Source organism: Paraburkholderia sp. DD10, assembly GCF_049177125.1.
Lineage (GTDB): Bacteria > Pseudomonadota > Gammaproteobacteria > Burkholderiales > Burkholderiaceae > Paraburkholderia > Paraburkholderia terricola.
The window spans coordinates 3,658,608-3,682,206 of the sequence record NZ_CP185393.1 but is presented as its reverse complement, the minus strand read 5'-3'; the positions used below and the strand labels follow the sequence as shown (position 1 = coordinate 3,682,206).

The 23,599-nt window shown below is 65.0% G+C and carries 22 protein-coding genes; 13 read left to right on the top strand and 9 right to left on the bottom strand.

What is annotated here, in order from left to right:
* Positions 1-10 precede the first annotated feature (10 nt).
* Positions 11-889: an ABC transporter ATP-binding protein gene (locus ACOCG7_RS32020; protein ID WP_073429330.1), complete on the bottom strand. Its 879-nt coding sequence runs from the start codon at positions 887-889 to the stop codon at positions 11-13.
* The gene (locus ACOCG7_RS32015; RefSeq protein WP_073429329.1) at positions 886-2,019 is read right to left on the bottom strand and encodes an MlaE family ABC transporter permease; all 1,134 of its coding nucleotides are present in this window, start codon (positions 2,017-2,019) and stop codon (positions 886-888) included. The genes ACOCG7_RS32020 and ACOCG7_RS32015 overlap by 4 nt, the downstream gene beginning before the upstream one ends.
* A gap of 106 nt (positions 2,020-2,125) precedes the next feature.
* On the opposite strand from ACOCG7_RS32015, the gene ACOCG7_RS32010 reads away from it, so the two are divergent.
* From ACOCG7_RS32010 to ACOCG7_RS32000, 3 genes are read left to right on the top strand one after another with little or no spacing between them, the layout of a single operon-like run.
* Entirely contained in the window at positions 2,126-3,031 is a 906-nt protein-coding gene (locus tag ACOCG7_RS32010) for a biotin--[acetyl-CoA-carboxylase] ligase (protein WP_073429328.1), read from the top strand.
* Positions 3,028-3,846, top strand: a complete 819-nt coding sequence (locus ACOCG7_RS32005) for a type III pantothenate kinase (protein ID WP_073429327.1) — start codon at positions 3,028-3,030, stop codon at positions 3,844-3,846. The genes ACOCG7_RS32010 and ACOCG7_RS32005 overlap by 4 nt, the downstream gene beginning before the upstream one ends.
* Before the next feature lie 52 nt (positions 3,847-3,898).
* Complete coding sequence (locus ACOCG7_RS32000; protein WP_073429326.1) at positions 3,899-4,138, top strand: hypothetical protein; 240 nt, start codon at positions 3,899-3,901, stop codon at positions 4,136-4,138.
* Between the two features lie 68 nt (positions 4,139-4,206).
* Here the strand turns inward: ACOCG7_RS32000 and rfaE2 are convergent, their stop codons facing one another.
* From rfaE2 to ACOCG7_RS31970, 6 genes are all read right to left on the bottom strand, one after another.
* A complete protein-coding gene (rfaE2, locus tag ACOCG7_RS31995) occupies positions 4,207-4,689 on the bottom strand; it encodes a D-glycero-beta-D-manno-heptose 1-phosphate adenylyltransferase (RefSeq protein WP_073429325.1) in 483 nt (160 codons plus the stop codon).
* A gap of 181 nt (positions 4,690-4,870) precedes the next feature.
* Complete coding sequence (locus tag ACOCG7_RS31990; RefSeq protein WP_073429324.1) at positions 4,871-5,743, bottom strand: ferritin; 873 nt, start codon at positions 5,741-5,743, stop codon at positions 4,871-4,873.
* A 589-nt stretch (positions 5,744-6,332) separates the two neighbouring features.
* Positions 6,333-7,142 (bottom strand): PhaM family polyhydroxyalkanoate granule multifunctional regulatory protein, encoded by an 810-nt coding sequence (locus ACOCG7_RS31985; RefSeq protein ID WP_073429323.1) that lies wholly within the window; start codon positions 7,140-7,142, stop codon positions 6,333-6,335.
* 156 nt (positions 7,143-7,298) lie between these two features.
* Positions 7,299-8,195, bottom strand: a complete 897-nt coding sequence (locus ACOCG7_RS31980; protein WP_073429322.1) for an enoyl-CoA hydratase/isomerase family protein — start codon at positions 8,193-8,195, stop codon at positions 7,299-7,301.
* Positions 8,196-8,250: 55 nt separating this feature from the next.
* Entirely contained in the window at positions 8,251-9,489 is a 1,239-nt protein-coding gene (locus tag ACOCG7_RS31975; RefSeq protein ID WP_073429321.1) for an ABC transporter substrate-binding protein, read from the bottom strand.
* 203 nt (positions 9,490-9,692) lie between these two features.
* Positions 9,693-10,676 carry a fumarylacetoacetate hydrolase family protein gene (locus ACOCG7_RS31970; protein WP_073429320.1) on the bottom strand — a complete coding sequence of 328 codons (984 nt, stop codon included), beginning with the start codon at positions 10,674-10,676 and terminating at the stop codon, positions 9,693-9,695.
* Positions 10,677-10,695: 19 nt separating this feature from the next.
* On the opposite strand from ACOCG7_RS31970, the gene ACOCG7_RS31965 reads away from it, so the two are divergent.
* The 7 genes from ACOCG7_RS31965 to ACOCG7_RS31935 all read left to right on the top strand — a co-directional run bounded on the left by ACOCG7_RS31965 (position 10,696) and on the right by ACOCG7_RS31935 (position 19,174).
* Positions 10,696-11,715 (top strand): IclR family transcriptional regulator, encoded by a 1,020-nt coding sequence (locus tag ACOCG7_RS31965; RefSeq protein WP_412534863.1) that lies wholly within the window; start codon positions 10,696-10,698, stop codon positions 11,713-11,715.
* Positions 11,716-12,016: 301 nt separating this feature from the next.
* Positions 12,017-13,321 (top strand): DUF3108 domain-containing protein, encoded by a 1,305-nt coding sequence (locus tag ACOCG7_RS31960; RefSeq protein WP_421378753.1) that lies wholly within the window; start codon positions 12,017-12,019, stop codon positions 13,319-13,321.
* A gap of 180 nt (positions 13,322-13,501) precedes the next feature.
* Positions 13,502-14,290, top strand: coding sequence for an alpha/beta fold hydrolase (locus ACOCG7_RS31955; protein WP_073429316.1), 789 nt, complete (start codon positions 13,502-13,504; stop codon positions 14,288-14,290).
* A gap of 119 nt (positions 14,291-14,409) precedes the next feature.
* Positions 14,410-14,667 (top strand): DUF3567 domain-containing protein, encoded by a 258-nt coding sequence (locus ACOCG7_RS31950; protein WP_007179533.1) that lies wholly within the window; start codon positions 14,410-14,412, stop codon positions 14,665-14,667.
* A gap of 252 nt (positions 14,668-14,919) precedes the next feature.
* On the top strand, positions 14,920-15,990 hold the full coding sequence (locus tag ACOCG7_RS31945) for a homocysteine S-methyltransferase family protein (protein ID WP_073429315.1): 1,071 nt from the start codon (positions 14,920-14,922) through the stop codon (positions 15,988-15,990).
* Between the two features lie 66 nt (positions 15,991-16,056).
* A complete protein-coding gene (gene metH, locus ACOCG7_RS31940) occupies positions 16,057-18,792 on the top strand; it encodes a methionine synthase (protein ID WP_268801996.1) in 2,736 nt (911 codons plus the stop codon).
* Between the two features lie 172 nt (positions 18,793-18,964).
* Positions 18,965-19,174, top strand: coding sequence for an acid-shock protein (locus ACOCG7_RS31935; RefSeq protein ID WP_073429313.1), 210 nt, complete (start codon positions 18,965-18,967; stop codon positions 19,172-19,174).
* Between the two features lie 130 nt (positions 19,175-19,304).
* On the opposite strand, the gene ACOCG7_RS31930 is transcribed toward ACOCG7_RS31935, so the two are convergent.
* A complete protein-coding gene (locus tag ACOCG7_RS31930; protein ID WP_073429312.1) occupies positions 19,305-19,631 on the bottom strand; it encodes a DUF1840 domain-containing protein in 327 nt (108 codons plus the stop codon).
* A 487-nt stretch (positions 19,632-20,118) separates the two neighbouring features.
* Here ACOCG7_RS31930 and argS point away from each other — a divergent pair, with 487 nt between their 5' ends.
* The 3 genes from argS (at position 20,119) to ACOCG7_RS31915 (ending at position 23,598) form a co-directional block, all read left to right on the top strand.
* Positions 20,119-21,909, top strand: coding sequence for an arginine--tRNA ligase (gene argS / locus ACOCG7_RS31925; protein WP_073429311.1), 1,791 nt, complete (start codon positions 20,119-20,121; stop codon positions 21,907-21,909).
* Positions 21,910-21,988: 79 nt separating this feature from the next.
* Positions 21,989-22,783, top strand: a complete 795-nt coding sequence (locus ACOCG7_RS31920; protein ID WP_073429310.1) for an SPOR domain-containing protein — start codon at positions 21,989-21,991, stop codon at positions 22,781-22,783.
* 176 nt (positions 22,784-22,959) lie between these two features.
* The gene (locus ACOCG7_RS31915; protein WP_073429446.1) at positions 22,960-23,598 is read left to right on the top strand and encodes a thiol:disulfide interchange protein DsbA/DsbL; all 639 of its coding nucleotides are present in this window, start codon (positions 22,960-22,962) and stop codon (positions 23,596-23,598) included.
* Position 23,599: the final 1 nt, after the last annotated feature.

Sequence of the window (23,599 nt, the reverse complement as noted above, 5' to 3'; positions counted from 1 at the left end):
GTTCCCTGGTTCACAGCGGCAATTCGGACGACGCCGGTTCGAGCGCCGCGCGCGGCAGTTTCGCGCGGCGCTCCGGCGGCAGCGCCTGCAACGCGCGGCGCCCGCGCAGGCCGAGGAAATATTCGCGGATGAAAGGATGATCGACGCCCGCCGCCTCCTCGACCGGCGCGGCGACCAGCACCTTGCGATCGGCCAGCACCGCGACGCGGGTGGACAGCGCGACCATCGTGTCGAGATCGTGCGTGACCATGACCACGGTCAAACCCAGCGCGCGATGCAGCGCCGAGATGAGTTCGACGAATTCATCGGACGCCTGCGGATCGAGCCCGGCGGTCGGTTCGTCGAGAAACAGTAGTTCGGGTTCCAGCGCGATCGCGCGCGCAATGCCCACGCGCTTGATCATTCCGCCCGACAGCGCCGACGGCATCTTCGACGCGTGCTTGCACGGCAGACCGACCATTTCCAGCTTGAGCATCACGATGTCGCGCAACAGGTCCTCGGGCACCTGGCCGAGTTCGCGCACCGGCTGCGCGATGTTGTCGAATACCGAAAGCGACGAGAACAGCGCGCCGCGCTGAAACAGCATGCCGGAGCGGCTGCGCATCAGCAGCGCGGTTTCCGGCGAGATGGTCGCGAGGTCCTCGCCGAACAGCTTGATGGTGCCCGACGACGGCCGCTCCAAACCGAGAATCTGCCGCACCAGCGTGGTTTTGCCGGAGCCCGAGCCGCCGACGATCGATACGATCTCGCCGCGCCGCACGTCCAGATTCAGGTGCTGATGCACGATGTTGCGGCCGTAGCGCTTGGTCACGTCGATCACCTCGATCACCGGCTCGGCGATCGAGGGCATCGGCTGGCCGCGCACGGCCTGGGTAAGCGGCGCGATCATCCGAGCCCCACGTTCTGGAAGAGGATCGCGAACACCGCGTCCGCGAGAATCACGATGGTGATCGAGGTCACCACCGAAGTCGTCGTGCCTTCGCCGAGACTCTGCGAATTGGCCTTGATGCGGAACCCGAAATGGCAGCCGACGAGCGCGATCAGCATGCCGAATGCGACGCCCTTGCCGAGGCCGATCCACAGATTCGCGACCGGCACCACGCCCGGCAACGCGCGCGCGAAGTAGCTCATGTCGATGCCGAGCACGATCTTGGCGGCCAGCGCGCCGCCGGCGAGCGCGATGATGTTGGTCCACATCACGAGCAGCGGCATCGCCACGCCGAGCGCGATCACGCGCGGCAGGATCAGCCGCAGCCCGTGCGGAATGCCCATCACGCGCATCGCGTCGAGTTCCTCGGTCACGCGCATCACGCCGATCTGCGCGGTGATCGCCGAGCCCGAACGGCCCGCCACCAGGATCGCCGACAACACCGGCCCCAGTTCGCGGATCACCGAGAGCCCGAGAATATTCACGATGTACTGATTCGCGCCGAAGAGCCGCAGTTGCTGCGCGGACAGATAGCTGAGCACGATGCCGATCAGGAACGCCACCAGCGCGGTGATCGGCAGCGCCCGGGTGCCGGCGTTGTAGATGTTCGCGGAGATCTCGGTCCACGGCGTGATTTTCGGCTTGCGCACGATCGCCAGCAGATCGAGCACGACGCGCCCGAGCATGCCGACGCCGCCATATAGATGCTCGAAGAACGAGAAGATCGCGAGGCCGAGCCGCGTGAACGGATCGAACTTGACGACCGGCTCGGCCGTTTCGCGCGCCGTGTCGAGCAGCGCGATGCGCTCGAAAATATCGCGCTGCGTATCGGTGAGCTCGGTGTCCGGCGGCATCCGGTGGCCCCACACGCGCCATAGCGCCTGGCCGCCCACGTGGTCCATCCGGTCGATGCCCGAGAGGTCCCACTGGCGGATGCCCGTGGCGCCTATCAGCGAACGCAACTGGGGAATCACGTGTCCGGTCGCGCGGTCGCGCGCGAGCGCGAGCGCCGTCCACTGGCCCGAGAGCCGGACGATCTTGCCCTGGCTGCCGGCCGCGACTTCAAGGCCGGGCGGAGTGTCGTAGTTCAAGGATCGCAGGAATCTGGTTATCGGATTAAGCGGCCATTGTAGCGAAGGCGCGGCGGATAGATCGTGCCGGCGGCCGGCCCGGTTGGCTGTCGCTACAATACCGGACATGAACGCTGACAAGACCTCATCCCGGGCCGCCGCGGCTGCCGACTGGCGTATCGATCGCGAGCGCGCCGTCGCGCTGTTCGGCCCGCACGCGCATGACTGGCCGATCGAAATCGTCGAGGAAACCGGCTCGACCAACGCCGACCTCATGACCCGCGTCAAGGCGTTGCCGCGCAAGGCCGGCGCGCTGCCGCGTCCGATCGTGCGGGTCGCGTATCTGCAAACGGCCGGGCGCGGGCGCCGCGGCCGGCCCTGGTATGCGGAGCCCGGCAATGCGCTGCTGTTTTCGGTGGCGTGCGTGCTGCCGCGCCCTCTCGAAGGATTGGCGGGGCTAAGTCTCGCTGTCGGCGTGGCGCTGGTCGACGGGCTGCGTTCGCTGCCGGTCGCGGGTCCCGGCCAGATCGCGCTGAAGTGGCCGAACGACGTGCTGCTCGAAGGCGACAAACTGGCCGGCATCCTCATCGAAACCGCGTGGAGTACCGACGAGGCCAGCGCCGTCGTGATCGGCATCGGCACCAACGTGAAGGGCGCGGACGAACTGGCGGCCAAGGTCGGCGCACTGAACGCCGGCACGCCGCCGCAGGCGCGCGGCACCGCGCCGACGGCACTGCAACGCGCACTGCCCAACGCGAATCTCACCGACACGCTCGCCGCCGAACTGAACGCGCTCGAACCCGCGCTGCAGCGCTTCGGCGCCGACGGCTTCGCGCCGTTCCAGGCGCGCTGGAACGCCGTGCATGCGTACGCGGGGCGCGAAGTCGTGTTGCTGGAGCAAGGCGAGGAACTGGCGCGCGGCGTGGCGGCGGGCGTCGACGAGCGGGGTCAATTGCTGCTCGACACGGCTGCGGGCCGCCAGGCCATCGCCACCGGCGACGTCTCGCTGCGTCTCGCCGACGGTGCCGCATGACGAACGGTGCGCCCTATCTGCTGATCGATGCGGGCAATAGCCGCATCAAGTGGGCTTTGGTGCAGGCGGACGGCGCGCGGATCGCGTCGGGGGCGCTGGCGCACGACGGCGCGCAAGACGCTCTTGAGTGGTCGAACTTGCCGACGCCCGGCAGCGCATGGTTATCGAACGTCGCGGGCGATGGCGTCGCGGCGCGGATCACAGCGCTGCTTGCCACTCACTGGCCGCAATTGCCGCTCACGACGATTCGCGCCTGCGCGCGGCAATGCGGCGTGACCAACAGCTACACCACGCCGCACGCGCTCGGCAGCGACCGTTGGGCCGGCATGATCGGCGCGCACGCGGCGTTTCCCGGCGAACCTCTGCTGATCGCGACGTTCGGCACGGCGACCACGCTGGAGGCGTTGCGGGCGGACGGCTGTTTTGTCGGCGGCCTGATCGCGCCGGGTTGGACCTTGATGATGCGCTCACTGGGCGAGCACACCGCGCAACTGCCGACGCTCGACGCCGACGCGGCGCGCGGCCTGCTCGACGCCGGCGGCACGCTCCGGGCGGCGCACCGCGGCCCGTTCTTCGCGACGGACACGCCGCGTTCGCTGTCGGCCGGTTGCACGCTGGCGCAAGCCGGCTTGATCGAGCGGATGTGGCGCGACTTGCAGGAAGAATGGCAGGTGCCGGTGCGTCTGGTAGTGAGCGGCGGCGCCGCCGATGAAGTGACAAGCGCGCTCAAAGTGCCGCATACTCGCCACGATTCGCTCGTGCTGTCCGGTCTTGCGCTGATTGCCGCCGAACGCGCGATGCAACGCGGCGCCTGAGTTCCGCCCATCAAGATAACGGCGGCCCGATTTTCGGAGTGAGAGAACAACAATGCTGCGCTGGCTGATCGCCATACTCTTTCTTGCCAACCTGCTGGCGTTCGTCGCGGTGCGCGGCGTATTCGGGCCCCCGCCCACAGCCGGAGGACGCGAGCCTAACCATTTGAACCGGCAAGTCCATCCGGAGTGGTTGCGCGTTCAACCCATCACGCCGGCTCAGGCCGCCGACCAGCCGGTAGTCGGCGGCCCGGCGCCGGCCGCGCCGATCGCGGCATCGGCCTTGCCTCAGTAAGCAGACACTCGAAGGGGGCCAGGCAGCGCGTAAGCGCATCAGACTTGCGCGGCGCGCGAGCGCGTCGTTCAGCCTTGCGTGCGAACCTTCTTCAGCAGCGCGCTGGTCGAGCGGTCATGCTCGAACGGGATCGCCAACGCCTTCCCGCCCCATCCGCGCACGATGGCCGACTCGGGCAACGCATCCATGTCGTAGTCACCGCCCTTGACGAGCACGTCCGGCCGCAGTGCCGAAATCAACTCGACAGGCGTCTTTTCGCCGAAGCACACGACGTAATCGACGCTCTCCAGAGCCGCCAGCAGAGCCATCCGATCAGCCTCGTTATTGATAGGCCGATCGTCGCCCTTGCCTAGCATGCGGACCGAGGCGTCGCTATTCACGCCGACGATCAGACAGGCGCCCAACGCTTTCGCGTCCGCCAGGTACGTGACATGCCCGCGATGCAGGATATCGAACACCCCATTGGTAAATACCACCGGCGCGCTCAACGAGGGACGGAGCTCGACCAGCGCATCGCGCGTGAGAATCTTGCGTTCGAAAGTAGCAGCCATGACGGAGTCGGAAAGAAACGGGAAAGTGCCGCCACGATACACGTTGGGCGGCACGAAGCAAAACGGTCCGGCAAGCTCACGCCTGCCGGACCGTTCTTTGAAACCGTAAGACCTGTTCGTGGCGCGAGCGCCGCCGGAGTCGACTCATACCGGCAAACTCAAGCCAGCGAATTCACAGCCATCAAGCCGGCTGCCCAGCCGATTTCTGGTCGGCCTGCAAGCGCGCAACCACTTCCTTGCGGTAGCGATTCAATTCCTGCGCCGTATTGAACGTGCGCTCGAACAGGATCGACAGATTGTGCAGGATACGTTCGACCACCTTCTTTTCCCAGCCGTCGTCGAAACGGATTTGCTCGTCGAGCCAGCGTTCGAGCCATTCCGGATCCGGCAGACGCGACTGAATCGTGTCGCGCGGGAACAGCGCCTGGTTCACGTGCAGATTGGTGGGGTGCAGCGGCTTTTCGGTGCGGCGCGCCGACGCCATCAACACGCCGATCTTGGCGAAGGCCGCGCGCGCGATGTCGCCGGTCTGCGCCATTGCTTTCTTCATGTAGCGCAGATAAGCGCCGCCATGACGCGCTTCGTCGCGCGAAATGGTTTCGTAGATATGCTTGATGACCGGCTCGGTGTGCCACTCTGCCGCACGGCGATACCAGTGATTCAGGCGGATTTCGCCGCAGAAGTGCAGCATCAGCGTTTCGAGCGGCGGCGCCGGATCGAATTCGAAACGCACGGCGTGCAGTTCTTCTTCCGTCGGACACATTTCCGGTTTGAAGCGGCGCAGATACTCCATCAGCACCAGCGAATGCTTTTGCTCCTCGAAGAACCACACGCTCATGAACGCGGAGAAATCGCTGTCGTGGTGGTTGTCACGAAGAAACATTTCCGTGGCGGGCAACGCCGACCATTCGGTGATCGCGTTCATCTTGATCGTCGCGGCCTGCTCGTCGGTCAAGAGCGATGCATCGAACTTGTCCCAGGGAATGTCTTTCTCCATGTCCCATCGAACGGATTCGAGCGATTTATAAAGTTCCGGATAAAGCATGGTGTTCATAGTCCCACCCCTGTTCTGCGCATACTGTCTGTGTCTGTCACTACTACATGTAGCACTTTTGCTGACGACGAACGAACGCACCGTTCGCCGGCCAAGCATTCAATTTTACGCGGTAATCGGCTGCCTGGATGCGCCGGGCAGCAAGAAGTCCGGGCGTTTGCGCGGGCGCCTGATCTTGATGACGCGCTGCGCGGCCAACCGTGGGTGAGGGATACCCTGTGCCTGAGGTCGAGCCAGTTTTGCGATGAAGCCGCACCGTCCAGCCCTGCGCCGGTGGTGCCGGCGACGAATGGAGCAAGGGCGGCTGGATTGGTTGTTTTCAGCGCACGCCCAAAAGCCAGATAAAGCTTACACAATCATAGCACGCTGACTTTACGGGACCCTCGCGGTAGCGGCCGCAAGTGCGGTGCCCGATTGACCTGCCTCAACGAACCACGCGATCCAGCGAGTGTGGTGGACGATCTGGGGCAAAACCATGACAGGCGGTGAAGTTCTCGATTGAATAGGCACCGCCCGTTCGTGCGTCTTTTGCGCGCTTTGCGTCGTCTATGTCAGGCCGCGCCAGTCGCGCCCCGTTTCATTGCCGCCGTCAAACCGACTTTTTCGCGACTCGCGGGCTCACGCTCGCGCTGCCCGCGCGCTTCGTGGATGTCGATGCCCGCTTCGCCGCCGGTCGCCTGGGCGCGGCTCGCGGCACCGACTCGGGCTCCTCGCGCGCGTCAGGCGGTTGCGCGCCTTCCGACGCCGGCGCTTTCGCCTCCTCTTCCGGGGACTCCGTCGGCGAACTGTCTGTTGCGGCGCCCGCCGCGGGCTGTGTCATCGCGAATTGGGCGATCTGATTGAACTGGGATTGCAGCAGGTTCCACCACGCGGAGGCGTCGAAGGGAGTGGTCGCGGGGGCCTCGTCCTGATCGCCCGCCGATTCGGCCGCGCCCGGAGACGATGCCCCCGATGGCCCGGCACTGCTAGAGGCTGGACGCGGCGCGTCGGAATGCGGCCAGCCGGTCGCCGGTGACGGGCTCGGCGCGGCGGATGCAGCCGGCTGTTCCATCGACGCCTGCGCGAACGCGCCGAACGCGCGCAACGTGGCGAGCGTCGCGCGCTGCACTTCGAGCGCCTGAATGGCGGACTGCAACATGCTCAGATTGAGCTTGAGCCATTGCTCGACGGCGCGCATGTCGGTAATGCGCTTGTCGAGTTCCTCGACGCTGGTGAGCGGCGCCATCATGTCGGACATCATCGAGAGCGACGGCCCGAGGCCGGCGCCGGGTTGCGCGCCGGAAAAAGCCGAGCCGAACGGAGAGAGCCGCATCATGCCCCACATCTGGTCGAGCATTTCAGCGGGCGGAAAGCCAGGGAAGCCGGGAAAGGGCGGCGTGGAGCCAGGTGTATCGGTCATGCTTGTCGCCTCGCTGCTTGAAGGGAAGGAAATAGCGCCGTCCCGCGCGCGTCTGATTCGATGATACCGTGCGAGGCGCCTGCTTTTGCGTCTCGCTCGTGGCCGTTTTTTGCCGGCGCATCTTGATACGCTGCGTAGGCCGCGCGCCGCCGCGCCTCAGGAATTCTCGTCGTCCGACGCAGCGCCGCGGGCCGACTTTTGCGGCCGCCCACTCCACGGATCCGCTCCGCCGAAGTCGGGCGCGCGCCGCTCGCGCAGCGAACTCACGCCTTCGCGCACATCCGGCCCGGCAAACCCCATGAACTCCAGCGCGAGCGACGTATCGAACGCCGGCCCCGCCGAGCGCAGCCAGTTGTTCAACGCATACTTGGTCCAGCGAATCGCCGTTTGCGAGCCGTCGGCCAGTTTGCGCGCGACCTCGAAGGCCTTGGGCAGCAGATCGTTTTCGTCGACCGCGAGCGATACGAGGCCGATCCGCTCCGCTTCCGCGCCGCTCACCGGCTCGCACAGCATCAGGTAATACTTCGCTTTCGCCATGCCGCACAGCAGCGGCCAGATGATCGCCGCGTGATCGCCGGCGGCGACGCCCAGACGCGTATGCCCGTCGATGATGCGCGCCGTCTTCGCCGCGATCGAGATATCGGCGAGCAGGCCCGCCACGAGCCCCGCGCCGACCGCCGGGCCGTGCATCGCCGAGACGATCGGCTTGCTGCAGTTGATGACGTTGTAGACCAGATCGCGTGCCTCGCGCCACACGCGCGCGCGCACGTCGAAATCGGTCGCCATGTCCTCGACCAGTTGCAGATCGCCGCCCGCCGAAAAGCCCTTGCCTTCGCCGCGAATGATCGCGACACGCACTTGAGGATCCCGATCGATGTCGCGCCAGATTTCCGCGAGCTCGAAATGCATCCGCGCGTCGGCGGTGGCGAGTGCGCTGCGGTTCGCGCCCTCGCCGCTCATCACGACTTCGAGCACGCCGTGCGGATGGCGGTGCAATTGAAGCGCCTGGTAGTGCGCGTAATGCGCGTCGTTGCGATGGGGTGCGTGAGACATGGCAGGTAATCCGTCGATCGATGCATCGGTTGAAACCGCTGCGCTAAAAACCCGTTCAGCGCGACTGATAAACCCACTTCGCGTTTCTGATTTCGACCATCACGCGCGCTCGTTGATCGAGCCCGAGGTGGTCGGTGGCGCTCATGTTGACCACGCCGTTGGTGTCCGCGAGACCGCGCGTGCCTTCGAGCGCATCGCGCAGCGCGCGACGAAACTCTGGCGTGCCCGGCGCGGCCGTCTTCAGCGCGATCGGCACGGCGTTGCTGAGCAGCATGCCCGCGTCCCACGTGTACGAACCGAACGCCGACACGCTGCCCGGTCCGCGCAGCGCTTCGAAGCGCGCGATGTAGTCGAGCGCGAGGCGTTTCGCGGGATGATCGGCCGGCAATTGCGCGGCCACCAGCACCGGGCTGGCGGGCAGGAACGTGCCGTTGCAATCGGCGCCGCACACGCGCAGGAAGTCGTTGTTGCCGACGCCGTGATTGTGATAGATCAGCCCTTTGTAGCCGCGTTCCCTGAGCGTCTTCGGCGGCAACGCGGCGGGCGTGCCGGCGGCGCCCACCACCACCGCGTCGGGCTTCGTCGCGAGAATCTTGAGGACCTGGCCGGTCACGCTCGGATCGGTGCGGTTAAAACGCTCGCTCGCGACCACGTTGATGCGATGCAACTGCGCGAACTTCGCGACCTCGACGTAGAACGTCTCGCCGAGCGCGTCGGCCTGGCCGATGAACGCAATCGTCTTGACGCCGCGCGTGCTGGCGTGTTCGGCGATGGCCGAGGCCATCATCGCGTCCGTCTGCGGCGTCTTGAAGACCCAATGGCGCCTGGCGTCCACGGGCTCGATGATTTTCGCCGACGACGCAAGCGAGATCATCGGCGTTTCGCCATCGGCGACCACGTCGATCATCGACAGCGAATTCGGCGTGATCGAGGAGCCGATGATCGCGTCGACGCGATTCTCCGAAATCAGCTTCTTGGTGTCCTGCACCGCCTGGGTGGTGTCGGACGCGTCGTCGAGCACGATGTATTCGACGCTCTGGCCGCCGATCTGTCTGGGCAGCAGCGTGGCCGTGTCACGGGCGGGAATGCCGAGCGATGCGGCCGGTCCGGTCAGCGACAACACGAGGCCGATCTTTACCTGCGCGAGCGCCAGGGCGGGCCATGACGCGGCGAGCGCGGCGCCGAGTCCGGCGGCGATACCCTGAAGCGCAAGACGCGATTTGCCCGTGCGGGCTTTCGCGGCGCAAGCGCGAGCGTCTCCGGTTGCAGGTTCAAAGGATTCAAGTCGCGGCATGCTGTCTCCTCACGTCGGTCTTTCGTTTTTTGATGTACTGCCGATGTCGTGCTGCTTTTTTTGCGGCTTGTTTGCTGATTGTTTGTACCGCGCGCGCCGACGCTCGCGATGAACGGCGGCGGGCCACCCCGAGGCGTGCGGCCGCGCCAGTCAGTGTAGCGGCGCGCCGGGGCCGCGGCATCGGGCGAAACCCTTTCGCCGCTTCAATCCAGCGGCGCGATGCCCTGGTCGATCGAACCGAAAATCGACTTGCCGGCTTCATCGAACATTTCGATCTTCACGGTATCGCCGTAGCGCATGAATTCGGTTTGCGGCGCGCCGTGCTCGATGGTCTCCAGGCAGCGCTTCTCGGCGATACAGCAGTAGCCGCGCTTCGCGTCCTTGTTCGACACCGTACCCGAACCGACGATCGTCCCGGCGCGCAGATTGCGCGTTTTCGCCGCGTGCGCGATCAACTGGCCGAAGTGAAACACCATGTCGGTGCCCGCGTCCGGCTGGCCGACCTTCTTGCCGTTCCAGTGGACGATCATCGGCCGATGCACGCGGCCTTCGCGCCAATGTTCGCCGAGTTCATCGGGCGTCACGGCGACCGGCGCGAACGAGGTGGCCGGCTTGCTCTGGAAAAAGCCGAAGCCTTTCGCCAGTTCGGCGGGAATCAGATTGCGCAGCGAGACGTCGTTCGCGAGCGTGATCAGACGCACGCTTCGGAGCGCCTGGTCGGGCGTGGCGCCCATCGGCACGTCGGTGGTGATCACGGCGAGTTCCGCCTCGAAGTCGATGCCGAACGCTTCCGACGCGCACAGCACATCGTCTTTCGGGCCGATGAAGTCGTCGCTGCCGCCTTGATACATCAGCGGATCGGTCCAGAACTCGGACGGCATTTCCGCGCCGCGCGCGCGCCGCACCAGCTCGACATGGTTCACATACGACGACCCGTCGGCCCATTGGAATGCGCGCGGCAGCGGCGCCATGCATTCCTTCGCGTCGAACGCGAAGGTGTTGCGCGCGCGGCCCTGATTGAGCGCTTCGTAAAGTTCCTGCAATTGCGGCGCGTAGAAGGTCCAGTCGTCGAGCACGCGCTGCAACGTGGGCGCGATCGCGTCGGCGATGGCCGCGGTATGCAGGTCGCGCGACACGACGATCAGTTGGCCGTCGCGCGTGCCGTCCTTCAGCGTGGCAAGTTTCATAGGGGAGTGAACCGTGTTGGTGACGATGGAAGGAATCTATTCTACGATGGTGAATCGGCGCGGCCCAAGCGACTGCAGGTTTCGGCCGCGAGCCACGCCGATCAAGGCACCTTTCTCACCGTCGTTTAAACGCGCTCCGTGCGCCTCGCTCATGCCTCCAACTGCCCGCTCCGGCGCGATTCACAGCAACGCCGACTCCGCTGAGCCGCTCGATACGCCGGAAACCGACGACGAAAGCGTCGAGACCGGCGAGGAGAAACTGCGCTCGGGCATTCAGTCGATCGAAGTCGGTTTCCGCTTGCTCGACGTGCTGACCCACGAGCCGCGCGCCATGATGCTGCGCGATCTGGCGCAACGCGCCGGCATGAGCCCGGCGAAGGCGCATCGCTATCTGGTGAGTTTTCTGCGCCTTGGCGTGGTCGCGCAAGATCCGCTGTCGGGTCGCTACGAACTGGGCGGCTTCGCGTTGCAATTGGGGCTTGCGCGGCTCGCGCGCGTCGACGGCGTGAAGCTCGCGCGCATTGCGCTCGCCGAACTGCGCGAGCGGCTCGACTTGACAGTGGGCATCGCGGTCTGGGGCAATCAGGGACCCACAATGGTTCACTGGATGGAATCGAGCCATCCGGCCAAGGCATCGCTGAAACTCGGCGACGTCATGCCGTTGCTCGGCTCCGCGACCGGTCTGCTGTTTGCCGCGTATCTGCCGTCGAGCAAGACGGCGGCGATGCTCGAACGCGAACTGGCCGATTCGCGCCGCTCGTCCCATATGGGCGGGCCGCGCACGCACGAAGAGGTCGAGCGTGTGCTCGCCGACGTGCGGCGGCATGAAGCGGCACGCGTGGAAGGCATGCTGCTGCCGACCATCCACGCCTTCTGCATGCCGGTGTTCGACTCCACCGGCGAGCTCGCGCTCGGCATCGTGGCGCTGGGCCATGAGGGTGCGTTCGATATCCGCTGGGGCGGCGAGATCGATACGGCGTTGCGCGAATGCGCGCAGAAGCTCTCGTATGAGTTGGGGTATAGTGCGACGCCCCGCTAGGGTTCGAGCCCGCGCGGCATAAGGCCGGCACGCTGACGTTGCCAGCTTGACGCGATTCGATGCCTTCGGCGTGGGTGCGATTTCGCCGTCGCGGAACATCGTTTGCGGCGGCGCGGTCGAATCCGTTCGCTGCCGGCCTCGCGGCTCGGCGGGCCGATGCGGCCCGCCAGTTCTTCGCGGCATTTTGCGGCGGCATTCGGCGGCGGTTTTTGCGGCGGTTTTTCACGGTAGCCGCCGCGCACATGCCCACAGGCGTTGTCCAATCCCGACACTTCCTTCCGCACGCATTCATCGCCAAAAAATGGCCTCACCCTTCACCGCACGCCGCCGCTCCGACCGCCTGCCGCCCGCCGCGCAGCGCGCCGGCTCGCGCGCGTGGCGGTGGATTGCGGCTCTCGTGCTGGTGGCCGTTCTGCACTGGATCGCCGCGCAATGGTTCGAGCGCAACCGCGCGACGCTGAATCCGTCGGATAACGAGCGTGTCCCCGTGCAGGTCGCGCTGCTGACGCCTGAACGCATCGAGCGGAAACCGACCGCCGCGCAGCAAGCACCAACACCTGCGTCGACGCATAAGGCAGTTCCAAGCAAGCCGCGCGAGCATGTGCTGACGGCGTTGCAGCCGGCGACGCAAGCTCCGGCTGCTGCATCGGACACCGCGGCAAGCGCCCCCAATGCGAACGCAAATGCGAACTCCAATGCGGGTGCCAGCGGCGCCGGTGCAGCCAGCGCGCCCGCAGGCGCGAGCGCACCGCAAGCATCACCGGGCGTGAAGTTCTCCGTTCCGCCATCCGGCGAACTGCAATACGACACGTTCTACAACGGCGTGCGTAACCAGCCCGGCACGATCCACTGGTCCAGCAGCGCACAAAACTACGAAATGGTCGTCTCCGTGCCGTTGCCGTTCGTCGGCACATTCGTCTATTCGAGCCACGGCCGCATCGACGCATTCGGCCTCGCGCCCGATCAGTACGTCGAAAAACGCGGCCGCCGCGCGGAAGACATTTCGATCTTCAATCGCGTCGACAAAAAGATCGCCTTTACGCGCACGCCGACCACACTGCCGCTGCCCGACGGCGCGCAAGACCGTTTCAGCATGGTGATGCAGCTTGCGAGCCTGGTGCGTGGCGATCCCGCCGCCTACCAACCGGGCGTGACGCGGCAATTCTTCGTGGCCGATAGCGATAGCGGCGAAAACTGGCCGGTCGAGACGATCGGCGACGAAACCATCCGCACCGCTCAGGGCTACCTCGATACGCGCCATTTCAAACGCCTGCCCCGCCGCGAGGGCGACCGGCGCCGCATCGACGTGTGGCTCGCGCCCTCGCTCGGCTGGCTCCCCGCGAGAATCCTGCAGACCGAGCCGAACGGCACGCAATTCGAACTGGTGTGGCGCGGCAAGCTCGACGCCAGTGGTGCCGTCGGTTCGTCGAATGCGGGAGGAGCCAATGGTATTGGCGATGGCCGCACGGCGTCGCCTGATGATTCGGCGAGCCCGCCGCCTTCAGGCGCGTCAGCGGTTCCGTCCGGGCAAGGGCCGGAGCCCGCGCCACCCGCTCCCGCCGATTCGTCCGATCCCGCCAATAACCCAGGCATCATCAAGCCCTGAAAGCCTGGGACCCGAGCAGGGTCTCGAGCAAATCGCGAAACTTCCGCGTCAACGCTCGCTCGCACAAACAGTTCCAACCGTTTGCGCGGCGCTGAGTATGATGTGGTAACGGCGTGTCGTCCGACGCCCGCTACAGCGCGCGAATGGATCCTTCTACTGCGTTCCCTTCAAGGAGCCCGTATGCAAGTGAACATCAACGGCATCGAGACGCGCTATGTGCTGAGCAATGAGGGCGGCGGCCCCTGGCTCACGTTCATCCACCAGCTCGGCGGCGACCTGTCCGTGTGGGACCAGCTCGCCGGCTATTTCCGCGACGACTACACCGTGCTGCGCTACGACCTGCGCGGTCACGGAGAAACCGCGGTATCGAGCGAACCCTTCACCATCGCCGACCTTTCGCGCGACCTCGCCGCGCTACTCGATGCGCTCGACGCACCTCGCACGCATCTGGTCGGCATGTCGATGGGCGGCATGGTCGCGCAACAATTCGCACTGGACTACCCTTCGCGCGTCGATACGTTGACCGTTGCCGACAGCACGGGCGGGACGCCGCCCGAGGGCCGCGCGCTTTTCGATCAACGCGCCGCCGCGGCCCGCCAGGACGGGATGGCGCCGCTGGTATCCGCCACACTGAGCCGCTGGCTGACGCCCGGCTTTCAGGCCGCGCACCCCGAAGCGGTCGAACAGATCAGCGAGGTACTGAGCCATACGTTGCCGGAAGGCTACGCCAAGGCGTGCGAAGCCCTGCGCGATTTCGACGTACGCAGTAAGCTGGGAGCCATACGTTGTCCAACCTTGACCGTGGCGGGCCGCCACGACACGGGCACGCCGCCTGCTGCGACACAGGCGGTAGCAGACGCCATCGAAGGCGCGCAGTTCGAACTACTCGACGCCGCTCATCTTGCGCCTGTCGAGCAAGCTCACCGTTTTGCTGCACTGCTTGAAACGTTTCTTGAAAGACCGGTCTAACCGGTAGGTTCGGAACCTTTAGGAGCGTCAATCCCGGACCCACCCCTTGAATTCCACACCACAAGCTCCAGATATGGCGCAGGAACGGCCAGGAGCCAACGGAAATAAGGAGTGTCGCCATGCAAATGATCTATAACAGCCCCAACTATTGTGTCGTCGAGTTTCCGCCGCAGGAAGGTCCGCTGGCCATGAAGTCAGGTGGCTATGAGATCGTCGATAAAAACATGCAGCGCGAAATTTACATCGACGGTGCAATGGCGGCGCGTTTTCGCGAGCACGTGCAAAAGCTGATCGAAGAGGAACCGTCGCTGGACGAAGTAGACGAATTTCTCGGCCAGTTCGACAGCCTGATGCATCAACCGGTCATTCTTCACTAACCGCAGGGTTCGGCTCAACGTTTTTGGCGACCTACATCGACCGCGCCGTCCGGCTCCGCCAGCGGCCCTTATAAGGCGGTCAGCAGCATGAAACGGCCCAGCAGGCTTTTGCCTTGCTGGGCCGTTTTGTTATCCGCGCGGCGCATGCCCCGATTGCGGGCATGGTTGCTCCGGCCCGCGCCCGGCGGAACCGGGCAGCAGCGGCTACAATGACAGGCTCCCGAGAAAAGCCGGCGCAAGCCCAAGTCCGCCATGAACCAGCCTGCTCAAATTGCCCCGTCAGCCCGTCCCGACGCCGCCTACACGCGCGGCGCGGCGCTGCCCGCGCTGCTCAAGTCGCGCATCCTGATCCTGGACGGCGCAATGGGCACGATGATCCAGCGTTACAAGCTCGACGAAGCCCGCTATCGCGGCGAGCGCTTCAAGGACTATGGGCGCGACATCAAGGGCAACAACGAGCTGCTGTCGATCACGCAACCGCAGATCATCCGCGAGATTCACGAGCAATACCTGGCCGCGGGCGCGGACATCATCGAAACGAACACGTTCGGCGCGACCACGGTGGCGCAAGCCGACTACGGCATGGAAGCGCTTGCAGTCGAGATGAATCTCGAGTCGGCCAAGCTCGCGCGCGCGGCGTGCGACAAGTATTCGACGCCCGACAAGCCGCGCTTCGTCGCCGGCGCGATCGGGCCGACGCCCAAGACGGCGAGCATTTCGCCCGACGTGAACGATCCTGGTGCACGCAACGTTACCTTCGACGAATTGCGCACGGCGTACTACGAACAGGCCAAGGCCTTGCTCGACGGCGGCGCGGATCTGTTCCTCGTCGAAACGATCTTCGACACGCTCAATGCGAAGGCCGCGTTGTTCGCGCTCGACGAGCTGTTTGAAAACACCGGCGAGCGTCTGCCGATCATGATTTCGGGCACCGTCACCGACGCGTCGGGGCGCATTCTCTCGGGGCAGACCGTCGAGGCGTTCTGGAACTCGCTGCGTCACGCCAAACCGCTCACGTTCGGCCTGAACTGCGCGTTGGGCGCGGCGCTGATGCGCCCGTACATCGCCGAACTGGCGAAGCTGTGCGACACCTACGTGTCGTGCTATCCGAACGCGGGCTTGCCGAACCCGATGAGCGACACCGGCTTCGACGAGTTGCCCGCCGATACCTCCGGGCTGCTGAAGGAATTCGCGCAGGCAGGCCTCGTGAATATCGCCGGCGGCTGCTGCGGCACGACGCCGGAGCATATCGCGGCGATCGCCAAGGCGCTGGCTGAAGTAAAGCCGCGCCAATGGCCGACGCAATACCGCGACGCAGCCTGAAAACGGCGGCCCGGATTCCGGGCCGCCGCTTCCCGCCATCGAAACAGACGCATCAATCGCCCGCAAATCACTCGCACCTACGCCATGACCGATCACACCATGCGCCTTGCCGGCCTCGAGCCGTTCAACGTCACCTCCGGGACGCTCTTCATCAACGTCGGTGAACGCACCAACGTGACGGGCTCCAAGGCGTTCGCGCGAATGATCCTGAACGACCAGTTCGACGAAGCAGTAGCGGTCGCGCGCCAGCAGGTGGAAAACGGCGCGCAGGTCATCGACGTCAACATGGACGAGGCGATGCTCGATTCGAAAGCGGCGATGGTGCGCTTCATGAATCTGATCGCGTCGGAGCCGGACATCGCGCGCGTGCCGATCATGATCGACTCGTCGAAGTGGGAAGTGATCGAAGCGGGCCTGAAGTGCGTGCAAGGCAAGGCGATCGTCAACTCGATCTCGCTGAAGGAAGGCGAGGAAGCGTTCCGCCATCACGCGAACCTGATTCGCCGCTATGGCGCGGCCGCCGTGGTCATGGCGTTCGACGAGCAAGGCCAGGCCGATACGTTCGAGCGCAAGACGCAAATCTGCAAGCGCTCGTACGACTTCCTCGTGAACGAAGTGGGCTTCCCGCCCGAAGACATCATCTTCGATCCGAACATCTTCGCGATCGCAACGGGTATCGAAGAGCACAACAACTACGCCGTCGATTTCATCAACGCCACGCGCTGGATCAAGCAGAACCTGCCGTATGCGAAGGTGAGCGGCGGCGTGTCGAACGTGTCGTTCTCGTTCCGCGGCAACGATCCGGTGCGTGAAGCGATCCACACCGTGTTCCTCTACCACGCGATCCAGGCCGGCATGGACATGGGCATCGTCAACGCCGGGCAACTCGGCGTGTATGCCGAACTCGACCCCGAGTTGCGCGAGCGCGTGGAAGACGTCGTGTTGAACCGCCGCGAAGACGGCACCGACCGTCTGCTCGAAATCGCCGACAAGTTCAAGACCGGCGCCGCGAAGAAAGAAGAGAACCTCGAATGGCGCAATCAGCCGGTCGAGAAGCGTCTGTCGCATGCGCTGGTGCACGGCATCACCAACTTCATCGTCGAGGACACCGAGGAAGTGCGCGCGAAAATCGCCGCGGCGGGTGGCCGGCCGATCAACGTGATCGAAGGTCCGCTGATGGACGGCATGAACGTCGTCGGCGATCTGTTCGGCCAGGGCAAGATGTTCCTGCCGCAAGTGGTGAAGTCGGCGCGCGTGATGAAGCAGGCGGTCGCGCACCTGATTCCGTACATCGAGGAAGAAAAGAAGCAGTTGGCCGCCGCCGGCGGCGACGTGCGCGCGAAGGGCAAAATCGTCATCGCCACCGTCAAGGGCGACGTGCACGACATCGGCAAGAACATCGTGTCGGTGGTGCTTCAGTGCAATAACTTCGAAGTGGTCAACATGGGCGTGATGGTCCCGTGCAACGACATTCTTGCGAGAGCAAAGGTCGAGGGCGCGGACATCATCGGCCTCTCGGGGCTCATCACGCCGAGCCTGGAGGAGATGGCCTACGTCGCGTCCGAAATGCAGCGCGACGATCATTTCCGCATCAAGAAGATACCGCTTTTGATCGGCGGCGCGACCACGTCGCGCGTGCACACCGCCGTGAAGATCGCGCCGCATTACGAAGGCCCGGTGGTGTACGTGCCGGACGCGTCGCGCTCGGTGTCGGTGGCGTCGAGCCTGCTCTCCGACGAAGGCGCGGCGAAGTACGTCGACGAACTCAAGGCCGACTACGACCGTATCCGCCTTCAGCATGCCAACAAGAAAGCGCTGCCGATGGTCACGCTCGCCGAAGCCCGTGCGAACAAAACCAAAGTGGATTGGGCGAGCTATCAGCCGGTCAAGCCGAAGTTCATCGGTCGCCGCGTGTTCAAGAACTTCGATCTGAACGAACTCGCGAACTATATCGACTGGGGTCCGTTCTTCCAGACCTGGGACCTGGCCGGCCCGTACCCGGCGATCCTGAACGACGAGATCGTCGGCGAATCGGCGCGGCGTGTGTTCTCCGACGGCAAGTCGATGCTCGCGCGCCTGATCCAGGGCCGCTGGCTGCAAGCCAACGGCGTGATCGCGCTGCTGCCGGCCAACACGGTGAACGACGACGACATCGAAATCTACACGGACGAATCACGCTCGCAAGTCGCGCTGACCTGGCGCAACCTGCGTCAGCAAAGCGTGCGGCCGGTGGTGGACGGCGTGATGCGGCCGAACCGGTCGCTTGCCGACTTCATCGCGCCGAAGGATTCGGGCGTGGCCGACTACATCGGCATGTTCGCGGTCACGGCGGGCCTCGGCGTGGACGTGAAGGAAAAGCAGTTCGAAAAGGATCACGACGACTACAGCGCGATCATGCTCAAGGCGCTCGCCGACCGCTTCGCCGAAGCCTTCGCCGAGGCGCTGCATGCGCGCGTGCGGCGCGACCTGTGGGGCTATGCGAACGCCGAAACGCTTTCCAACGACGAACTGATCGCGGAAAAGTACCGCGGCATCCGCCCGGCGCCCGGCTACCCGGCCTGCCCGGACCACCTGGTGAAGCGCGATATGTTCGACGTGCTGCAAGCCAACGAAATCGGCATGACGGTGACCGAATCGCTCGCCATGCTGCCGGCGGCGAGCGTCTCCGGCTTCTATCTGGCGCATCCCGACAGCACCTATTTCTCGGTCGGCAAGATCGGTCAGGATCAACTCGAAGACTACGCACAGCGCATGTCGTTATCGAAGGCCGATGCCGAACGGGCTCTCGCACCATTGCTCTAGGCACGGCGTGGCGTGGCGTGGCGTGGTGTGAAACCCACTATATCGGGCGAGAAACACTGAATATTTGCGGCGGCGTAATTTTCGTCTTTGTAGACTGAATTGCTTTTACCGCCAGACGCGGCCAAAAAACGCGTCGGCTCATCTAATTGCAATCGTCGACGGAGAGAATCATATGAAGAAGCTGACGCTGTTATTGACTGCAGTTTCCCTTGCCTTGGGCGCCCCGGCGGTGCTGGCCCAGCCTGCCGCTCCCGGCGGCTCCAGCGCGGTCAGCTCGTATTCGCCGCCCACCGTGAAGCACGTCAAGAAACCCAGGAAGCAGAAAATGAAGAAGGGTGCGTCGGCGCCGGCAGCGGCCCCGGCGGAGGCCGCCAGCCAGTAAGCAGCGCACGCCGGCCGGTTGTTCGCGTCCGGTAAACACAAGAGCCCGCACTCAGCGGGCTCTTTTCATTGGCACACCGGCGTCAGCGGCGCAACGCGCGCCGCGCGCCGTCACCGAGATCGCGCCGGGATCACAGGCCCCACACGATATCCGCGTTTTCCTTCTGCGCCGCGCGCAGCATGTCGAGGAACGGGTACGCGCGCTGCGCGAGTCCCGGCGGAATTTCATGATGCTCGTGACCTTCCTCGCCTTCGTGGAAATGGCCGTCGTGCTCGGCGCGTTCCTGCTTGTCGATGGTGATGGCCGCTTCGAGTTTCGCGATCGCCACGCCCAGTTCATCATGGGCAACGACGCCCCGCTCGCCAAGGCGTTTGCCGATGATGCCGACCAGATACTGTGCGAGGTTCTCCAGCATCACCACGTCGGGGCAGGCGCGGCATTTGAAAGTAATCAGCATGTCTGTTCCCTTTTTCGTTATGTTGGATCGACGCGCGAGCGGCTCGTGGACGACTGCCGGCGCGCGTTACGTTAGCCCGCCGATCAGGCGCGGCGGCCACGGCCCTTGCCGGGCATCTCATTGAACATATTAGCACCTGCTAAAATCCGTCTGGACGGAAAAGCGCGCCGCCATGCGCCGCGCGCGGCATGGCGCAGGCGGCGCGGCTGGGCCCGGTTGGCCCACCCCGCTTAGGCGCTGCGTGCAACGGCAAGCGGTTGTTGCCACCGCTTGCTGCCCGCCGCGGCAGCCCTTGCATGTCGCCGCACGCCGCGCTCACCGCGACGCAGGCAATGTGCCCAGTGGCGCCGCTAATGTGCCCGGCGCGCCCGGCAAATCCGGGCGGGCACATCGCCGCTTTCCACGCTTCTGACGAACCGGCTGCGCCCGTCGCGCGGCCGGCGCCTCTTCCGCATCACCGGATTGCCTCACTGGACTCGCAACAAGCATGCTGCCCGCACATAAACACACTCTCGAAACACTGCTCGCCGATACGGTGAAGCAGGTGGCGCAAGCCTCCCAAGGCGCGACCGAAGCCGCTTTCGTGTCGCCCACCATCACGCTGGAGCGTCCCAAGGTCGCCGCGCACGGCGACGTCGCGTGCAACGTGGCGATGCAACTCGCCAAGCCGCTGCGCGCCAATCCGCGCCAACTGGCGCAACAGATCGTCGACGCGCTGCTCGCGCAGCCGCGCGCCCAGGGTCTCATCGAAACCGCCGAAGTGGCCGGTCCCGGCTTCATCAACCTGCGCCTCGCGGCTGCCGCGAAGCAGGCGGTGATCGCCGCCGTGTTCGCGGAGAAAGAGACGTTCGGCCGCTCGCCACGCGACGCCGGCAAGCACGTGCTGATCGAATTCGTTTCGGCCAACCCCACGGGCCCGCTGCATGTCGGCCACGGCCGCCAGGCCGCGCTCGGCGACGCGCTTTCGAACGTGCTGGCCTCGCAAGGCTGGGACGTGCATCGCGAGTTCTACTACAACGACGCCGGCGTGCAGATCCACACGCTCGCGCTGTCCACGCAGGCGCGCGCCCGCGGCCTCGCCCCCGGCGATGCGGGCTGGCCGGCTTCGGCATACAACGGCGAGTACATCGCCGACATCGCGAAAGACTATCTGAACGGCGTCACGGTGGCGGCGAGCGACGGCGAGCCGGTCACCGGCGCGGGCGACGTCGAAAATCTCGAAGCGATCCGCCGGTTCGCGGTCGCCTATCTGCGCCGCGAGCAGGACATGGACTTGCAGGCCTTCGGCGTGAAGTTCGACCAGTACTATCTGGAGTCGTCGCTATACACGGAAGGCCGCGTCGAGAAAACCGTCGAGGCGCTGATCGCCGCCGGCAAGACCTACGAGCAGGAAGGCGCGCTGTGGCTGCGCACCACCGACGACGGCGACGACAAGGACCGCGTGATGCGCAAGACCGACGGCACCTACACGTACTTCGTGCCGGACGTCGCCTATCACGTCGCCAAGTGGGAACGCGGCTTCACCAAGGTCATCAACATCCAGGGCTCCGACCACCACGGCACGATCGCGCGCGTGCGCGCCGGTCTGCAAGGTCTCGGCGTCGGCATTCCGAATGGCTACCCCGATTACGTCCTGCACAAGATGGTCACGGTGATGCGCAACGGCGAGGAAGTGAAGATCTCGAAGCGCGCCGGCAGTTATGTGACGGTGCGCGACCTGATCGAATGGTCGGGCGGCGCGACGCCGGGCACGGAGGCCGCCGTCGACCTGATCGACGAAGAGACGATTCGCCGCGGCCGCGACGCCGTGCGCTTCTTCCTGATCTCGCGCAAGGCCGATACGGAATTCGTGTTCGACATCGACCTCGCGTTGAAACAGAATGACGAAAACCCGGTGCATTACGTGCAATATGCGCACGCGCGAATCTGCTCGGTCATCGCCGAATGCAAGGCGCGCTACGGCATGGACGAAAGCACGCTCGCCAACGTGAACGTCGCGCCGCTCACCAGCGAACGCGCCATGGCCTTGCTGAACAAGCTCGCCGAATTCCCCGACATGCTGCAACACGCGGCCGATGAACTCGCGCCGCACGCGGTCGCGTTCTACCTGCGCGACCTCGCCGGGGAATTCCACTCGTTCTACAATGACAGAGCCGAGCGCGTGCTGGTCGACGATGCAGCCGAACGCAATGCACGCGTCGCGCTGCTCGCGGCCACGCGCCAGGTGTTGGCCAACGGTCTCGCGACGATCGGCGTCTCCGCTCCCGTCAAGATGTAAGTCCTCCGGCGCAACATGCATGCGGCCGTCGCTATAATCGGCGGCCGTTCCAGGATTCTTTTCGTAGGTGATTCATACGATGGCAAAACCACGCCGCACAACAAAGCAATCGAAACAAACCGGGGGGACTTTTCTCGGCATCGTGCTGGGCCTGATCGTCGGCCTTGCGATCGCGGTAGTGGTGGCGCTGTATATCACCCGTGCGCCTACGCCGTTCGTCTCGAAGGTGGCGCCGCCCGCGGCGTCCGATGCCGGCGCGAGCCAGCCGCAGCAATACGATCCGAACCGTCCGCTGCAAGGCAAGACGCCGGGCCAGCCGGTGCCGCAAGCCGCGCAACCCGCACCGCCGAACACCGCGCCCGGCGCGACCAACGCGCAGACCCAGTCGGGCATGCTGGAAGAACCGCAAATCGTCGAAGTGCCGCCGTCCAATGCCAATAACGGCAATGCGAACGGCACGGCGATCGCGCCGAAGCCCGCCCCGGACAACGGCACGGCAACGGCGCCCGTGAAGAAGCCGGGCGAGAGCGCGCCGAGCGCCACCGCCGCGGGCTCCGCGCCGAAGAGCACGTCATCGGCCACGACCGCCAACGCCAAGCCCGGTTCGGGCGCGGCGCCGGCGCCGGGCGATGCGAACACCGGCTACTTCCTGCAAGTGGGCGCCTACAAGACCGCCGCCGACGCCGAGCAACAGCGCGCGCGTCTCGCGTTCCAGGGTTTTGAATCGAAGGTCACGCAGCGCGATGCGGGCGGTGTCACGTACTATCGCGTGCGCATCGGGCCGTTCTCCAAGTTCGAGGACATGAATTCGAGCCGTCAGCGTCTGTCCGACGCGGGCGTGGATACCGCCGTGATCCGCTTTACGAAACAATGAAGCAACACGCCAATCACCAATAAACCTTGATTTGCCGGAGCGCGCCGCCGATGAACTATCGGCGAACGGCGCGTGTCACAGGCAACGGAACACTGAAAACGTTCAACGCCGATTCACAAACGGTGACGGGCATTGCGTGGCGCCACCGCTTTACCGCCTACTTGGGTCATCAACACATGAAAAAACTGCTGAGCATTCTGTTCCTTTCGCTGGGCCTCATCGCCGCCGCGGCGCATGCCGCGCCCGCCACGCCGGTGTCGGGCAAGGACTACACCGTGCTGTCCACGGCGCAACCCACCGACGTGCCGGCCGGCAAGATCGAAGTCATCGAGTTCTTCTGGTACGGCTGCCCGCACTGCAATGAATTCGGCCCGTACCTCGACGGCTGGGTGAAGAAGCAAGGCCCGGACGTGGTGTTCAAGCGCGTGCCGGTTGCCTTCCGCGACGACTTCATTCCGCATTCGAAGATGTTCCACGCGCTCGAAGCACTCGGCCTCAGTGAGAAACTCACGCCGACGATCTTCAAGGAAATCCACGTCAACAAGAACTACCTGCTGACGCCGGAAGATCAGGCCAAATTCCTCGCGAAGAACGGCGTCGATCCGAAGAAGTACATGGAAGCGTACAACTCGTTCTCGACGCAAAGCGCGCTGCAAAAAGACAAGAAGATGCTCGAAAGCTACAAGATCGAAGGCGTGCCGACGCTGGCGGTGCAGGGCAAGTATGAGACGGGTCCGGCCGCGACCAACAGCCTGACGGGCACGCTCGACGTCCTCGACTACCTGGTGCAGCAGGTCCGCGCCAAGAAGATGTAAT

Excerpts from the sequence above, each read along its gene's own strand:
- ACOCG7_RS32020 (WP_073429330.1), bottom strand. The coding sequence starts at position 889 with ATGATCGCGCCGCTTACCCAGGCCGTGCGCGGCCAGCCGATGCCCTCG.
- ACOCG7_RS32010 (WP_073429328.1), top strand. The coding sequence starts at position 2,126 with ATGAACGCTGACAAGACCTCATCCCGGGCCGCCGCGGCTGCCGACTGG.
- ACOCG7_RS32005 (WP_073429327.1), top strand. The coding sequence starts at position 3,028 with ATGACGAACGGTGCGCCCTATCTGCTGATCGATGCGGGCAATAGCCGC.
- ACOCG7_RS32000 (WP_073429326.1), top strand. The coding sequence starts at position 3,899 with ATGCTGCGCTGGCTGATCGCCATACTCTTTCTTGCCAACCTGCTGGCG.
- rfaE2 (WP_073429325.1), bottom strand. The coding sequence starts at position 4,689 with ATGGCTGCTACTTTCGAACGCAAGATTCTCACGCGCGATGCGCTGGTC.
- ACOCG7_RS31990 (WP_073429324.1), bottom strand. The coding sequence starts at position 5,743 with ATGAACACCATGCTTTATCCGGAACTTTATAAATCGCTCGAATCCGTT.
- ACOCG7_RS31985 (WP_073429323.1), bottom strand. The coding sequence starts at position 7,142 with ATGACCGATACACCTGGCTCCACGCCGCCCTTTCCCGGCTTCCCTGGC.
- ACOCG7_RS31980 (WP_073429322.1), bottom strand. The coding sequence starts at position 8,195 with ATGTCTCACGCACCCCATCGCAACGACGCGCATTACGCGCACTACCAG.
- ACOCG7_RS31975 (WP_073429321.1), bottom strand. The coding sequence starts at position 9,489 with ATGCCGCGACTTGAATCCTTTGAACCTGCAACCGGAGACGCTCGCGCT.
- ACOCG7_RS31970 (WP_073429320.1), bottom strand. The coding sequence starts at position 10,676 with ATGAAACTTGCCACGCTGAAGGACGGCACGCGCGACGGCCAACTGATC.
- ACOCG7_RS31960 (WP_421378753.1), top strand. The coding sequence starts at position 12,017 with ATGGCCTCACCCTTCACCGCACGCCGCCGCTCCGACCGCCTGCCGCCC.
- ACOCG7_RS31955 (WP_073429316.1), top strand. The coding sequence starts at position 13,502 with ATGCAAGTGAACATCAACGGCATCGAGACGCGCTATGTGCTGAGCAAT.
- ACOCG7_RS31950 (WP_007179533.1), top strand. The coding sequence starts at position 14,410 with ATGCAAATGATCTATAACAGCCCCAACTATTGTGTCGTCGAGTTTCCG.
- ACOCG7_RS31945 (WP_073429315.1), top strand. The coding sequence starts at position 14,920 with ATGAACCAGCCTGCTCAAATTGCCCCGTCAGCCCGTCCCGACGCCGCC.
- ACOCG7_RS31935 (WP_073429313.1), top strand. The coding sequence starts at position 18,965 with ATGAAGAAGCTGACGCTGTTATTGACTGCAGTTTCCCTTGCCTTGGGC.
- ACOCG7_RS31930 (WP_073429312.1), bottom strand. The coding sequence starts at position 19,631 with ATGCTGATTACTTTCAAATGCCGCGCCTGCCCCGACGTGGTGATGCTG.
- argS (WP_073429311.1), top strand. The coding sequence starts at position 20,119 with ATGCTGCCCGCACATAAACACACTCTCGAAACACTGCTCGCCGATACG.
- ACOCG7_RS31920 (WP_073429310.1), top strand. The coding sequence starts at position 21,989 with ATGGCAAAACCACGCCGCACAACAAAGCAATCGAAACAAACCGGGGGG.
- ACOCG7_RS31915 (WP_073429446.1), top strand. The coding sequence starts at position 22,960 with ATGAAAAAACTGCTGAGCATTCTGTTCCTTTCGCTGGGCCTCATCGCC.